This is a genomic window from Actinomadura mexicana (assembly GCF_900188105.1).
GTDB lineage: Bacteria > Actinomycetota > Actinomycetes > Streptosporangiales > Streptosporangiaceae > Spirillospora > Spirillospora mexicana.
In genome coordinates this window covers 54,955-69,484 of sequence record NZ_FZNP01000012.1, presented here as the reverse complement: position 1 = coordinate 69,484, position 14,530 = coordinate 54,955, and the positions used below count along the sequence as shown (strand labels likewise).

The 14,530-nt window shown below is 72.2% G+C and carries 13 protein-coding genes; 11 read left to right on the top strand and 2 right to left on the bottom strand.

Features of this window, described 5'->3' with window-relative positions; all coding sequences use genetic code 11:
- Positions 1-58: 58 nt before the first annotated feature.
- The 7 genes from CHC11_RS27960 to CHC11_RS27930 all read left to right on the top strand — a co-directional run bounded on the left by CHC11_RS27960 (position 59) and on the right by CHC11_RS27930 (position 9,342).
- Positions 59-1,117, top strand: coding sequence for a BMP family lipoprotein (locus tag CHC11_RS27960; RefSeq protein ID WP_089314828.1), 1,059 nt, complete (start codon positions 59-61; stop codon positions 1,115-1,117).
- A 165-nt stretch (positions 1,118-1,282) separates the two neighbouring features.
- A complete protein-coding gene (locus tag CHC11_RS27955) occupies positions 1,283-2,821 on the top strand; it encodes an ABC transporter ATP-binding protein (RefSeq protein ID WP_089314827.1) in 1,539 nt (512 codons plus the stop codon).
- Positions 2,818-4,218, top strand: a complete 1,401-nt coding sequence (locus CHC11_RS27950) for an ABC transporter permease (RefSeq protein ID WP_245919870.1) — start codon at positions 2,818-2,820, stop codon at positions 4,216-4,218. Before CHC11_RS27955 ends, CHC11_RS27950 begins: the two co-directional genes overlap by 4 nt.
- Positions 4,215-5,573 carry an ABC transporter permease gene (locus CHC11_RS27945; protein WP_089314826.1) on the top strand — a complete coding sequence of 453 codons (1,359 nt, stop codon included), beginning with the start codon at positions 4,215-4,217 and terminating at the stop codon, positions 5,571-5,573. The genes CHC11_RS27950 and CHC11_RS27945 overlap by 4 nt, the downstream gene beginning before the upstream one ends.
- A gap of 87 nt (positions 5,574-5,660) precedes the next feature.
- Positions 5,661-6,065, top strand: coding sequence for a cytidine deaminase (locus CHC11_RS27940; protein WP_089314825.1), 405 nt, complete (start codon positions 5,661-5,663; stop codon positions 6,063-6,065).
- Positions 6,066-6,123: 58 nt separating this feature from the next.
- A complete protein-coding gene (locus CHC11_RS27935; RefSeq protein ID WP_089314824.1) occupies positions 6,124-7,407 on the top strand; it encodes a thymidine phosphorylase in 1,284 nt (427 codons plus the stop codon).
- 81 nt (positions 7,408-7,488) lie between these two features.
- The gene (locus CHC11_RS27930) at positions 7,489-9,342 is read left to right on the top strand and encodes a Xaa-Pro dipeptidyl-peptidase (protein WP_179279043.1); all 1,854 of its coding nucleotides are present in this window, start codon (positions 7,489-7,491) and stop codon (positions 9,340-9,342) included.
- A gap of 73 nt (positions 9,343-9,415) precedes the next feature.
- Here CHC11_RS27930 and CHC11_RS27925 read toward each other — a convergent pair whose 3' ends face one another.
- Positions 9,416-10,036: a hypothetical protein gene (locus CHC11_RS27925; protein ID WP_089314822.1), complete on the bottom strand. Its 621-nt coding sequence runs from the start codon at positions 10,034-10,036 to the stop codon at positions 9,416-9,418.
- 369 nt (positions 10,037-10,405) lie between these two features.
- Between CHC11_RS27925 and CHC11_RS27920 the strand changes: the two genes are divergently transcribed.
- From CHC11_RS27920 to CHC11_RS27905, 4 genes are all read left to right on the top strand, one after another.
- Complete coding sequence (locus CHC11_RS27920) at positions 10,406-10,915, top strand: hypothetical protein (RefSeq protein ID WP_089314821.1); 510 nt, start codon at positions 10,406-10,408, stop codon at positions 10,913-10,915.
- A 57-nt stretch (positions 10,916-10,972) separates the two neighbouring features.
- Positions 10,973-11,596, top strand: a complete 624-nt coding sequence (locus CHC11_RS27915) for a class F sortase (RefSeq protein WP_089314820.1) — start codon at positions 10,973-10,975, stop codon at positions 11,594-11,596.
- A 34-nt stretch (positions 11,597-11,630) separates the two neighbouring features.
- Positions 11,631-12,044 (top strand): ABC transporter permease, encoded by a 414-nt coding sequence (locus CHC11_RS27910; RefSeq protein ID WP_218826279.1) that lies wholly within the window; start codon positions 11,631-11,633, stop codon positions 12,042-12,044.
- Positions 12,045-12,184: 140 nt separating this feature from the next.
- Positions 12,185-13,822, top strand: a complete 1,638-nt coding sequence (locus CHC11_RS27905; RefSeq protein ID WP_089314818.1) for an MFS transporter — start codon at positions 12,185-12,187, stop codon at positions 13,820-13,822.
- Positions 13,823-13,874: 52 nt separating this feature from the next.
- On the opposite strand, the gene CHC11_RS27900 is transcribed toward CHC11_RS27905, so the two are convergent.
- The gene (locus tag CHC11_RS27900; RefSeq protein WP_089314817.1) at positions 13,875-14,462 is read right to left on the bottom strand and encodes a CGNR zinc finger domain-containing protein; all 588 of its coding nucleotides are present in this window, start codon (positions 14,460-14,462) and stop codon (positions 13,875-13,877) included.
- Between the last annotated feature and the right edge of the window lie 68 nt (positions 14,463-14,530).

Below are 14,530 nucleotides of genomic sequence, written 5' to 3'. Positions count from 1 at the left end.
GATTTCGGTGACCGGATCGGTCACCGGACCGTGGGTGGGGAACGGAAGGAGCGCTACCTTGCGCCGTGGACTGAAGATAACGCTCGTCACCGTGACGGGTGCGGCGCTGACGCTCAGCGCTTCCGCGTGCGGTGGCAAGAAGGCCGACAGCGGTGACGGCGGCGACGACGGCAAGAAGACCCTCAAGATCGGTCTGGCCTTCGACATCGGCGGCCGCGGTGACCAGTCCTTCAACGACTCGGCGGCCGCGGGCCTCGACAAGGCCAAGAAGGACCTGGACGTCAAGACCGAGGAGATCTCCGCCAAGCCGGACGAGCCGGACTCCGACAAGGAGTCGCGCCTGCGGCTGCTGGCCAACAAGGGCTACAACCCGGTCATCGGCGTCGGCTTCGCCTACACGGCCTCGATCAACAAGGTCGCCAAGGACTTCCCGAACACCAAGTTCCTCGTCGTCGACGCCGACCAGTGCAAGGTCGAGGGCGCGAACGTCAGCGGCGCCTGCTTCTCCGAGGAGCAGGGGTCCTACCTCGTGGGCGCCGCGGCCGCGCTGAAGTCCAAGACCGGCACGATCGGGTTCATCGGCGGCGTCAACGTCCCGCTGATCAACAAGTTCTTCGCCGGGTACCAGGCGGGCGCGAAGAAGGCCAAGCCGGGCATCAAGGTTCTCCCCGCCAAGTACCTCACGCAGCCCCCGAACTTCAACGGCTTCAAGGACGCCGGCCTCGGAAACGAGGCGGCCAAGGGCCAGCTCGACGAGAACGCCGACGTGATCTACCACGCGGCCGGCGGCGCGGGCATCGGCGTCATCAAGACGGTCGGCGCGGCCAAGAAGTGGGCGATCGGCGTCGACTCCGACCAGTACAACCAGCCCGCGGTCGCCGGGGTGAAGGAGCAGATCCTGACGTCCATGGAGAAGCACGTGGACGTCGCGGTCTACAACTTCGTGGAGAGCGTCGCCAAGGGCACCTTCAAGGCCGGCACCACGCAGTACAACCTGGGCAACGACGGCATCGGCTACGCCACCTCCGGCGGCAAGGTCGACGACATCAAGGCCAAGCTGGACGAGCTGAAGGCCGACATCGTCAGCGGCAAGATCACGGTTCCGACCAAGGCGTGACGCCGCGGCCGGGCACGGGACTCCGCGCCCGTGCGGCGACGTGCCGGCCGGTTCCGCCGGCCGCGAGCGCCGCACCGGGTACCGCTGCGAGGCGGCGCCCGGTGCGGCGGCGCGTTCTCCCGGTCCACGTCCTCGCTCACGTTCTAGGCAGGAGGAGGGGCACTCGTGCCTGACCAGGTGCCGGCCGTGCGGCTGACATCGATCACCAAGCGGTTCCCCGGAGTGGTGGCCAACCGCGACATCAACCTCACCATCGAGCGCGGCGAGGTGCACGCGCTCTGCGGTGAGAACGGCGCCGGCAAGTCCACGCTGATGAAGATCCTCTACGGGATGCAGCGGCCGGACGAGGGCGCCATCGAGGTCGACGGCGAGCAGATGGCCTTCCGGACGCCCGCCGACGCGATCGCCCGCGGCATCGGCATGGTGCACCAGCACTTCAAGCTGGCCGACAACCTCACCGTGCTGGAGAACGTGATCCTCGGCGCCGAGCCCCGCGCCAGGGGCCGGCGGCGCGGCCAGGTCGACTTCGCCGCCGCGCGCGCCAAGATCGAGGAGATGTCGGAGGCGTACGGGCTGCGCGTCGACCCCGACGTGCTGGTCGAGACGCTCGGCGTCGGCGAGCGGCAGCGCGTGGAGATCCTCAAGGTGCTCTACCGCGGCGCCCGGGTGCTCATCCTGGACGAGCCGACCGCGGTGCTCGTCCCGCAGGAGGTCGAGGAGCTGTTCGGCAACCTGCGCGAGCTGCGCGCCGAGGGGCTGACCGTGCTGTTCATCTCCCACAAGCTGGACGAGGTGCTGACCGTCGCCGACACGATCTCGGTGATCCGGCGCGGTACGACGGTCGCGACCCGGCTCGATCCGCGGGAGGTGACGTCCCGGCGGCTGGCCGAGCTGATGGTCGGGTCCGAACTGCCCACCCCGGAGCTGCGCGAGTCGACCGTCACCGAGGACGTCCAGCTGGACGTGGCCGGGCTCACCGTGCTGACCCCCGAGGGCCGTCCCGTGGTGGACGGGGTGTCGCTGCGCATCCGCCGCGGCGAGATCGTCGGGCTGGCCGGCGTCGAGGGCAACGGGCAGACCGAGCTCATCGAGGCGATCATGGGGATCCGCCGCGCCGACGCCGGGACCATCGGCCACGGCGGCGAGGACATCACCTCGTGGGCGACGCGGCGGCGCCGCGAGGCCGGCATCGCCTACATCCCCGAGGACCGGCACCGGCACGGGCTCGTCCTGGAGGGGACCCTCTGGGAGAACCGCATGCTGGGCCACCAGACCCGGCGCCCGAACGTGCGCGGCCCGTGGGTCGACCGGCGCGGCGCCCGCCGCGACACCACCCGGATCGTCCAGGCCTACGACGTGCGGACGCCGGGGATCGACGTGCCCGCCGCCGCGCTGTCGGGCGGCAACCAGCAGAAGCTCATCGTCGGGCGGGAGATGTCCGGCGACCCGCGGCTGCTGATCGCGGCGCACCCGACGCGCGGTATCGACGTCGGCGCCCAGGCCGCCATCTGGGAGTACCTGCGGCAGGCCCGCGCGGACGGGCTGGCCGTGCTGCTGATCAGCGCCGATCTTGAGGAACTCATCGGAATGTCCGACACCCTGCACGTGATCCTGCGGGGACGGCTGGTCGCGGAGGTCGATCCGCGGACCGTCACCCCCGAGGAGCTCGGCTCCGCCATGACCGGCGCCGGAGCGCCCGCATGAGCGACGAGCGCAAGGACCCGACCCCGGCGGGCGAGGAGCCCGGGGGCGGGAGGCCGCCGGGGGACGAGCCGTCGGGCACGACGCCGTCGGACGGGAAGCCCGCGGGCGGTGAGTCCGGGACAGCGAAGCGGCCGGCCGACGTCCCCGCCCCGCGACCGGGCCAGACCTCCGGCACCGGGCCGTCCGACGCGAAGGCGTCCGGTCCGGAGCCGTCAGGTCCGGTGGAGCCGGAGACGGTGCCCTCGTGGAAGGCGATGCTGCGCGGCCTCGGCCCGCGGGGTCTCGGGCTGAAGATCGGCGCGCCGGTGCTGGCGCTGCTGATCTCCCTCGGCATCACGATGATCCTGCTGCGGATCACCGGCGCCGACCCGGTCAGCTCGATCCAGAGCATGGTCGACTACGGCACGACCGAGAACTCGATCGTCGACATCCTCAACCGCGCCACCCGCTACTACCTGTCGGCCGTGGCCGTGGCGATCGGCTTCCGGATGGCGCTGCTGAACATCGGCGTGGACGGCCAGTACCGGCTCGCCGCGTTCCTCGCCGCCGCGCTCGGCGGGGCGGTGGCGCTGCCCGCCCCCTTCGGCCAGATGCTGGTGATCATCGCGGCGATGGTGGTCGGCGGGCTCTGGGCCGCGATCGCGGGCGTGCTGAAGGTGACCCGCGGGGTCAGCGAGGTGCTGTCCACGATCATGCTGAACGCGATCGCGACCGGCCTGATCGCCTACCTGCTGAACGACAAGCGGCTCGCCGAGGTGCGGCCGGACAGCAACAACGTCGCCACGCCGCAGATCTCCGAGTCGGGGCGGGTCGGCGGCCTGAACGGCTTCCTGTCCTCGATCGGCATCGACCTGCCGGGCGACGTGTACGGGCTGCTGCCGCTGGCGATCCTGGTCGGCGTCGTGTTCTGGGTCGTCATCAACCACACGCGGTTCGGGTTCGACCTGAAGGTGTCGGGCCTGTCGCCGTCGGCGGCGCAGGCCAGCGGCGTCAACGCCCGCCGCATGATCGTCTACACGATGATCGCGTCCGGCGTGGTGGCGGGCCTGATCGGCATGCCGGAGCTGCTCGGCGCGTCCTACGAGTACTCGCTGAACTTCCCGGCGGGCCTCGGCTTCACCGGCATCACGGTCGCGCTGCTCGGCCGCAACCATCCGGCCGGCATCGCGCTCGCCGCGCTGCTGTTCGCGTTCCTCGACCAGACCTCCGACGTCCTCCAGGAGGTCGACGTCCCGAAGGAGATCGTCGGCGTCATGCAGGGCGTGGTCGTGCTGACCGTCGTCATCGTGTACGAGCTCGTCCGGCGCTGGGAGATCCGGCTGCAGCAGCGGGCCGTCGCCGCCGAGCTGGCCACCGGCCACGACCTGGCCCGCGAGGCCGCTGGGAGTGCCTCATGAGCACCGCCACCGAGACGGCCCCCGCCAGGAAGGCCGCGGGCGGCAGGCGCCGGCTGCGCTGGCCGCACCACCTGCTCATCGCGTCCGGCATGCTGGTGCTGCTGTCGCTGGTCCGGGTGATCGACGACGCCGACCCGGTGACCTCCAGCGGGACGGTCAGCGCCGCGCTGCGCCTCGCCGTGCCGATCTTCCTGGCCGGGCTCGGCGGGCTGTGGTCCGAGCGGTCCGGCGTGATCAACATCGGCCTTGAGGGCATGATGATCCTCGGCACCTGGACGGGCGCCTGGGCCGGCTACCAGTGGGGCCCGTGGATCGGCGTCCTCGCCGGGATCATCGGCGGCGCGCTCGCCGGGCTGCTGCACGCCGTCGCGACCGTGTCGTTCGGCGTCGACCACATCGTGTCCGGCGTAGCGATCAACATCCTCGGGCTGGGGCTCACCCAGTTCCTCGCCGGGCTGATCTTCGACAAGGGGGAGGCGAAGGCGCTCGGCGGCGGCCCCCGGCAGTCGCCCCCCGTCGATCCGGTCCAGACGCTGACCATGCCGGTGCTGTCCGGCGGCAGGATCGGCGGCTGGCAGAGCCCCGACTGGCTCGGCTCGCTGGAGAAGCACCACTGGTTCCTGGTGTCGGACATCGCGGGCATCGTGCGCGGCCTGACCAGCGACATGTCGCTGCTGACGCTGGTGGCGCTGCTGCTCGTCCCGGCCAGCTTCTTCGTGCTGTGGCGGACGGCGTTCGGGCTGCGGATCCGCTCGTGCGGCGAGGACCCGTACGCGGCCGAGTCGCTCGGCGTGCAGGTCTACCGGATGAAGTACGCGGCCGTGATGATCTCGGGCGGCTTCGCGGGCCTGGCGGGCGCGTTCCTCGTCACCGTCGCCGCGCCGTTCTACCAGGACGGCCAGACCAACGGCCGCGGGTTCATCGGCCTCGCCGCCATGATCTTCGGCAACTGGCGTCCGGGCGGCCTCGCCGCGGGCTCGCTGCTGTTCGGCTACACCGACGCGATGAACGTGCGCGGCGGCGGCCAGGCGGTGCACGCGCTGCTGCTGTTCGTGGCGATCCTGCTGATCGGCGTGGCGGTCTGGCAGGGCGTCCGCGCGAACCGGCTGGCCTCGCAGGCGGCGCTGGACGTGGCGCACCGCCGCGACATGCGGGCCGCGATCGTCGGCTCGGCACTGTCGCTCGTCGCGGCCGCCGCGCTGCTCTCGTGGTTCCTGCTGAGCGACATCGTCCCCGGCGAACTGGTCTCCTTCACCCCGCACCTGACGACGCTGCTCGTCCTGGCCCTGGCCAGCCAGCGCCTCCGCATGCCCGCCGCCAACGGGCTGAGCTACCGGCGCGGTGAGGCACGCTGACCGGCGGCCGGAGCGAAGCGGAGGACGCCGGTCAGCTGCTCTTTCCGGGGGGTTTGGGGGGTCGTCCCCCCAGAAAGGTAGGGCCTTATGGAGATTGATTGGCCTGCTCTTCGTGCTGCGGCGCGGGAGGCGATGGGGCGTGCGTACTGCCCGTACTCCGGGTTCCCGGTCGGTGCCGCCGCGCTGGTGGACGACGGCCGGGTGATCACCGGATGCAACGTGGAGAACGCCTCGTACGGCGTCGGCCTGTGCGCGGAATGCGCCGTCGTGTCGGCGCTGCACGGGCCAGGCAAGTCCGAGCGGCCCCGGCTGGTCGCCATGGCGGTGGTCGACCGGCACGGGAACCCGCTGATGCCGTGCGGCCGCTGCCGGCAGCTGCTGTGGGAGCACGGCGGCGCCCCGATGCTGCTGGAGACGACGCGCGGCATCCTGCCCATGTCGAACGTCCTACCGGACGCGTTCGGTCCCGACGACCTCGTGGACCGGGCCTGACCGGCACAATCCGGCCGGCACACCCTGGCCGGCCCGGCTCGACCCTTGAGAGGATCTCGTGGACGCCACCGATGTCATCCGCGCCAAGCGGGACGGCGGGACGCTGACCCCCGACCAGATCGACTGGGCGGTGGACGCCTACACGCGGGGCGTGATCGCCGAAGAGCAGATGTCGGCCCTGGCGATGGCGATCCTGCTGAACGGCATGTCGCGGGCCGAGGTGGCCCGGTGGACCGAGGCGATGATCCGGTCCGGCGAGCGGATGGACTGGTCGGGGCTGGACCGTCCGACCACCGACAAGCACTCCACCGGGGGCGTCGGCGACAAGATCACCCTGCCGCTGGCGCCGCTGGTGGCGGCGTGCGGGGCGGCCGTCCCGCAGCTGTCGGGGCGCGGCCTCGGGCACACCGGCGGGACGCTCGACAAGCTGGAGTCGATCCCGGGCTGGCGGGCGTCGCTGTCGAACACCGAGATGCTGGGCGTGCTGCGCTCGGCCGGCGCGGTCATCTGCGCGGCGGGCGGCGGCCTCGCGCCGGCCGACCGCAAGCTCTACGCGCTGCGCGACGTGACCGGCACGGTGGAGTCGATCCCGCTGATCGCCTCCTCGATCATGTCGAAGAAGATCGCCGAGGGCACGGGCGCGCTGGTGCTGGACGTCAAGGTCGGCTCGGGCGCGTTCATGAAGACGGTGGACCAGGCCCGGGAGCTGGCCGAGACGATGGTCGCGATCGGCGCCGACCACGGGCTGCGCACGGTCGCCCTGCTGACCGCGATGGACCGTCCGCTCGGCAGCGCGGTCGGCAACGCCGTCGAGGTGGCCGAGTCGGTCGAGGTGCTCGCCGGGGGCGGCCCGCCCGACGTGGTCGAGCTGACGCTGACGCTGGCGCGGGAGATGCTCGACGCCGCCGGGATCTCCGGCCGGGACCCGGCCGACGCGCTGAAGGACGGCTCCGCCATGGACGCCTGGCGGCGCATGATCACCGCGCAGGGCGGCGACCCCGGCGCGCCGCTGCCGGCCGCCCGCGAGACCCACGTGGTCACCGCCCCGTCCTCGGGCGTGCTGACCAGGCTGGACGCCTACGGGGTGGGCGTCGCGGCCTGGCGTCTCGGCGCCGGCCGGGCCCGCAAGGAGGACCCGGTCTCGTTCGGCGCGGGCGTCATCTGCCACGCGAAGCCGGGCGACACGGTCGAGGCGGGCCGGCCGCTGCTGACGCTGCACGCCGACGACGAGGCCAGGTTCGGCCGCGCGCTGGAGGCTCTGGACGGCGCCTTCGACATCGGGGCAGGCGGCACCGTGCCCGCGCTCCCGCTGGTCATCGACCGGATCGCGGGACCCAGATGATTTGTTAAGAATCACCGTTGACGGGCGTTGTGTCCGCTCTGGAAGCTGATCAGGTTTCTCTCAGCAGCCAAGGAGCGGACGTTGCGACTCTCACTCCTGCCCGTCGCGGCGCTCGCGGGCACGGTCGGCCTCGCAGCCGGCACGGTGCCCGCGTACGCCGACGCGGGCCGTCCCCACATCGTGGTGAAGGACGGCAAGACGCAGCCCGCGTTCTCGTTCAAGGACGCCATCCGCGAGAAGGTTTTCGTCGAGACGACCGTGGACAGCGACCGGGATGGCAAACGCGACCGCGTGTCCGTCTACATCACCCGCCCCAAGGAGACGGGCGGCGGCCTCAAGGTCGCCTCGATCCTTGAGGGCAGCCCCTACTACGCCGGCCTCCAGGACCCGCCGTACCACCCGGCCGACGTCACCGACCACCCGCGCCTCGCGCCGTGGACGCCGCCGCCCGGCCCGCCCGGTGCGACGAGCTACTCCCGCGTCTACTACGACAACTACTTCGTCTCCCGCGGCTACGCCGTCCTCGCGGCCGACACCCTCGGCACGGGCGACTCCGACGGCTGCCCGACCGCCGTCGGCCCGAACGAGGCGCAGGGCATGAAGTCGGTCGTCGAGTGGCTCACCGGCAAGGCCACCGCGTTCGACGCCCAGGGCAACAGGATCCGCGCGGGCTGGTCGACCGGGAACGTCGCCATGGCCGGCAAGTCCTACGACGGGACGCTGCCCCTGGCGACCGCCGCGACCCGGGTGTCCGGCCTGAAGACGGTCGTGTCCATCTCCGGCGTCTCCAACTGGTACGACGAGTACCGCGCCAACGGCGGCGTGGTCGCGCCGGACGGCTGGGAGGGCGAGGACCTCGACCTGCACGCCAAGGCGGTGCTCACCCGCCGCGACCCCGCGGTGTGCGCGCCCGTCATGCACGACCTCGAGAAGAAGATGGACCGGGTCACCGGCGACTACAACCGGACCTGGGACGAACGGAACTTCGCCAAGTCGGCGCCCCGTTTCAAGGCCAGCGTGTTCATGACCAGCGGTCTCGCCGACTGGAACGTCAAGCCGATCCAGATGTCCCTTCTGTGGGAGGGGCTGAAGAAGGCCGGCGTCGACCGCAAGCTCTGGATCCACCAGGCCGCGCACGACGAGCCGCTGGACGTCCGCCAGAGCGTGTGGCTCGAATCGCTGAACCTGTGGTTCGCGCATGAGCTCTACAACGTCCGCAACGACGTCATGCGCCGGCCCAAGGTCGACCTGGAGCGCACCCCCGGCCAGTGGGAGACGCACAAGGACTGGCCGGAGACCTCGGCCCGTCCCGTGCCGCTCGGCCTGTCGGCCAAGGGCCTCGGAGAGCGCGGCCGCGGCACGCAGCAGCTGGTGGACGACCCGTCCCGCAAGGCCGAGGAACTGGCGGCGACCCCGGACGCGGCGGACCCGAACCGCCTGATCTACCTCACGCCGAAGCTGACCAGGGCCGCCAGGCTCAGCGGCACGGCGCGGATCAGGCTGCGCGCCTCCGTCGACGGCCGCTCGCCGTACCTGTCGGCCCTCCTGGTCGACTACGGCTCCGACGAGCGCGTCTCCGGCTTCGCCCCGACGTCCGACAGGTGGTGCTACGGCGACTCGATCCCCGGCGACGAGGGCTGCCGGACCGTCCGCCGGTACACCACCGCCGTCACCCCGTTCAAGATCGTGACGCGCGGCTGGACGGACGTCCGCAACCGCGAGTCGATCTGGCGGAGCACCCCGGTGAAGGCCGGCAAGGACTACACGTTCAGCTGGCCCATGCAGCCGTACGACCACGTCTTCAAGCCCGGCCACCGGATCGGCCTGATGGTGCTGGCCACCGACCACGCCTACACGCTCCGCTACCCGGCGGGCACGAAGGTCAAGGTCGACCTGCACGGCAGCACCCTGACCCTCCCCCTCACCGAGGAATGACCCGCCCGACGGCCCCGCCGCGCCCCCACGGGCGGCGGGGCCGTCCCCGAGGGGCGGCCCGCCGGACGCCCGCTCAGGCCTTGCGGCCCTTGGTCAGCCGGTAGTCGACGGTCCAGAACTTCTTCGCGGTGCCGGTACCGACGTAATGGCCGGGCTTTCCGTCCCAGGCGCAGCGGGCGGCGGTGGGACTGAAGAAGTGGTACGTGCCGCGCTTCTCGTAGACGTTGAAGACGTACACCTTGTGGGCCGTGCCCGCGCGAAGGGTGTAGTGGGCCTTCTTCTTCAGTTCCGCGGTGTAGGAGATGGCGGTGGTGTAGCTCTTCGTCACGTTGAATCCGACCGTGGCGCTGATGGCCTTGGGGGAAACCCCGAACGTGCCGCTGACGCTGTTGCTGATCTGAACGGCCTTGCTCAGATTCAGCGTGGAGTGCGGACCCCATCCCGAGACGCGCCAGCCCGGGCTGTTCGGCCACGCCTTCTCCGTCCGGACGAACTTCCGGTACTTGGAGTAGCGGCCCAAGGAGCAGGGCCGGTTCTCCTTCGCCTTCTTCGTCTCGGACGACTTCCCCGCCACGGCCGAGACCGTTCTCGGGGGCGCCGGGTCGTCCGATCCGCCGCCCGCGACCGACCACCCGGCCACCGCGGTGGCCCCCGTGACACCGAACACGGCGATCGTCGCGAGTTTCTTCTTCATTTTGACCCTGCCTTCCGAGCTCCGCTGCGCTCATTTCCGAATGGACCTGAATGCTACGAACGCGCATTTTCCTGCCCCAGGGCCCTAGGGCCCCAAAGGCATCGGCCGGGGGCCCTGCCGGCCAGGACGGGGACGTCCGCGCCGTCGGCCGGAGGTCGCCCCGGCCCCGCCATGCCGCCGTCCTGGAACGGAGTCGCAATGTGACGGCTATCACACCAACCTTTCTGGGATTGGCCGGTCGACTCATCGCCGGGCCAATAAAAAGGATCACCGAACCAAACAGGTACCGTCCTCATCAGACAAGGCATAAGGGGGCACGGGCTCACGGGCTGAAAGTCGAGTAAGCCGCCGTGTCGATACGGAGAGAACATGCGACTCGGTAAGGCGGCCGTTCTCGGCCTCGTGATCGGTGCTGCGACGCTCGGCATGGCCGCGCCCGCGATGGCCGACCCCGGCGACGTCATCGTGAAGCCCGCGCAGGCCCGCCCCGGTGAGCAGATCACCGTCGTGGGGAAGAAGTGCCAGGTGGACGGGACGGCGGGCTCGCTGGCCTTCGTGGGCGGGGCCGTCCCGCTGAACGGCGCGGAAGAGGTCGACGGCCGGGCCGGTCTCGCGACCATCAAGAAGGACACCGTCCCCGGCACCTACACGGTGCTGGTGCGGTGCGGCACGTTCAAGGGGACCGGCGAGGTCCACGTCGTCGACGGCAGGGCGCGCCCGATGGCGCAGCCCACCCCGACCGGCGGGCCGAAGACGGGCTTCGGCGGCGGGACGGGCGGCGGAAACACCGCCCTTCTGGCCGGGGGAGGCGTCCTGCTGCTGGGCGGGATCGGTGCCGGCGCCATTGCCGTCCGCCGCAGGAGTGGCACGACCGCGTGATGGCGAGCCTTTCTCGCGAGGGCTGACTCCGACGATTCCAATGAGACGGGAAGGGCGATGAGGGGAATGGGCGGCCGGTGGCGCCCGGCGGCGCTGGCGGCGATCCTGACGGTCGCCGGCCTCGCCCTGGTGGTCCTCGGGCTGCGCGGCCCGGCCGGTCCGCCGAGCCCGCCCGCATGGGCCGCGACCCCCCGGGCGGCCGGCGGGCACGGGCCGGTGCTGGACCGCTCCCCGCCCGTCCGGGTGTCCATCCCGTCCATCGGGGTGCGGGCGCCGCTGGCCCGCCTGGGGCTCGGGGCCGGCGGCGAGGTGCAGGTCCCCCCGGCCGACCGGCCGGGGGAGGCCGGCTGGTACCAGGGCGGGCCGACCCCCGGCGAGCGCGGCGCGGCGGTCATCCTGGGCCACGTCGACTCCGCGAAGGGCGCCGCGGTCTTCTACGACCTGGGCCGGCTGAGGCCCGGGCACCGCATCGAGGTGAGCCGCGCGGACGGCAGGGTGGCCGTGTTCACCGTGGAGTCGGTGGAGCGCGTCCCGAAGGGACGGTTCCCCACCGCGCGCGTCTACGGCCCGCTCGACCATCCCGGGCTCCGCCTGGTCACCTGTGGCGGCGCGTTCGACCGGGCCGAGCGGAGCTACCGCGACAACGTCATCGTCTACGCCGCCGAGACCGCGGTCCGCTAGCCCGCTGGAGACCGGGCGGCCTCGGTCATCCGGCGTGCTGATCATCATCGGCTGGCGCTCCAGTGGCGGCGTGCTCGGCACTCTCGCCGCGTTCGCCCTGTTCCTGCTGCTGCGGTTCGCGCTGATCTGGATCGGTGTGCTGCTGGGGCTGCTGGTGCCCAACGAGGAGGCGGCCGGAAGCCTGTTCGCGGTGGCGTTCCCGTTCGCGACGATCTCCAGCGCGTTCGTGGCGCCGTCCCTCATGCCGGACTGGCTGGGCGCGGTCGCGCGGTGGAACCCGGTGTCGGCGACGGTGACCGCGTCCCGCGAGCTGTTCGGCGATCCGGCCGCCGCCGGGAACACCTGGGGCGAGCAGCACGCCCTCCTGATGGCGGTCGTCCGGCCGATCGTGATCACGGCGGCGTTCCTGCCGCTCGCGGTCCGCCCCTACCGGCGGCTCAGCCGCTGACGAGGGGGCCCCGCCGGCCGGCCGGGCCGCCTGCGGTGACAACCCCTGGTTGTGATGGCCGGCCGCCGGTTGTTTGATCAGCCGTCCCGGCGCCCGCTTCAATGCCCTCTGGCCGACGAGGGCGGGGTGGAGGCGGGCGCATGGGGACAAGACGGTCGCTCGGGCGGCGGTTCGGATGGCTCTGGACGGCCTACGCGGTCAGCGCGTTCGGGACGTGGCTCGCCTTCGACGCGTTCCCCCTGATCGCGATCACCGTGCTGCACGCCGGACCGGCCCGGGTGTCGGCGCTGGCCGCCGCGGGCCTGCTGGTGGGTGCGGTGGTGGCGGTGCCGCTCGGGCCCTGGGTGGAGTTCCGCCGCAAGCGGCCCGTGATGATCGCGATGGACCTGGTCCGGTGCGCGGCGCTGCTGAGCCTGCCCGCCGCGTTCGTCCTCGGCGGGCTCGGCTTCACCCACTTGCTGGTCGTGTCGGTCGTCGTGGCCGCGGCCGACATCGCCTTCACCGCGGCGAGCGGCGCCTGCCTGAAGGCGCTCGTCCGGCCGGACGACCTGCTCGCCGCGAACGGGCGGCTGGAGTCCACGGCCTGGACCGCCACCATGCTCGGGCCGCCGCTCGGCGGGGCCGCGATCGGGCTGTTCGGCCCGCTGGTCACCGTGGCGGCCAACGCCGTCAGCTTCCTGCTGTCGGCGGCCGGGATCCGCGCGATCGGCGGGACGGAGCCGTGCCCGGCCCGCGGCGGCGCCCGGCTCCGGGCCGGGGACCTGCTCGAAGGGTGGCGCCACATCCTCACCAGCCCGGCGCTGCGCCCGCTGTTCCTCAACACGATCCTGGTCAGCGGGCTGATCATGGCGACGGCGCCGGTGCTGGCCGTCCTGATGCTCGGCCGCCTCGGGTTCGCGCCCTGGCAGTACGCGCTGGCGTTCGCCGCCCCGTGCGTGGGCGGTCTCGTCGGTTCTCGGTCGTCCGGACGGCTCGCCGCGCGGTTCGGGCGCCCCAGGATCATGCTGGTCTTCGGGACCCTGCGCGCGTGCTGGCTGCTCGGGCTGGCCCTGGTCCGGCCGGGCGTCGGCGGTCTGCTGCTCGTCATCGCCGTCGAACTCGGGCTGATCACCTGCATGGGGGTGTTCAACCCGCTGTACGCCACCTACCGGCTGGAGTGGACGCCGCCCGACCGGGTCGCCCGCGTCCTGTCGGCATGGTCGGTGACGAGCAGGATCACGACCGCGGCGATGACCGGCCTGTGGGGCCTGCTGGCCGGCCTCACCGGGCCCCGCACCGCCGTCGCGGTCGCCGGCGTGCTGTCCATGGCGACCCCGGCGCTGCTGTTCCGCAACCGCCGCGCACTGTCGGGCCCGGACGACTTGACGCAGGTCAGCGCTAGTGCAAGCGTGAAAAGAGAAGGGGAAGGGGGACCCATCATGATTGAGATCAAGAGCATCGAGAAGCCGGACGACCGGCGGGACTTCCCCAGGGGGCACCTGGAGATCGCCAACCTCAGCGGCCTCGTCTTCGGGAAGGCGACGTTCGAGCCCGGATGGCGCTGGACGGAGTCGGTGAGGGAGATCGCGGGCACCGACCTCTGCGAGGTCCACCACAACGGCTACGTCGTCGAGGGGCGGATGCACATCCTCACCCGCGACGGCGTCGAGCAGGAGGTCGGTCCCGGGGACGTGTTCGTCGTCGCGCCCGGCCATGACGCGTGGGTCGTCGGGGACGAGGCCTGCGTCGTGTTCGACTTCGCCGGCGGCATGGGCGAGTACGCCAAGGCCCGGCACTGATCGTCCGGTCACGTCGGGCGGGGGCGCCGCCGCGCGCCCCCGCCCCGGCGCGTCAGGGGGACACGGGGCCGGTTTCCGCGGGCCTGTGACGCCGGTAGTGGCGCGCGACGCGGACGCGGTTGCCGCAACGGGCCGCCGAGCACCACCGGCGGCGAGGGTGGGCGGGCAGGAAGAGCAGCACGCAGTCCTCGGCCTCGCACTCCCGGACCGTGGTGACCGCCGGGTCGGCGAGGAGGTCGGCGGCGGCCTCGGCCAGCCACGCCGCCGGCCGCAGGCCGGGCGGGCCGGTGCGGCGGCGGGCCGCGAGCAGGGCCCGGCCGTTCCAGGTCAGCTCGGTGACGGCGGGCGCGGCGAGCTGGGCCCGGTTGAGGGCCTCCAGGTCGCCGGCCGAGGGCGGTTCGCCGCGGCGGACGCGGTCGAGGGCCCGAGCCGTGTGCTCGCGGACGTGCCGGACGGCGGCCAGCGACTCGGCCGCCGCGCCCGCGTCGGCGAAGGCCCGCGCCTCGTCGAACCGGTCGGCCTGGAGGTGCAGCCAGACCCGCAGGTCGTCCGGTGCGGACAGCAGGTCGGCGCCCGCGGGACGCGTGTTGACCAGGTCCAGGGCCGGCGGCTCACCGATCAGCGGACTCGGATCGTTCATGACCTAACGGTACATCGATGGTTTGACCCGTTAGGCGTCTGATCGCTATACCTAATGCATCACTGTCT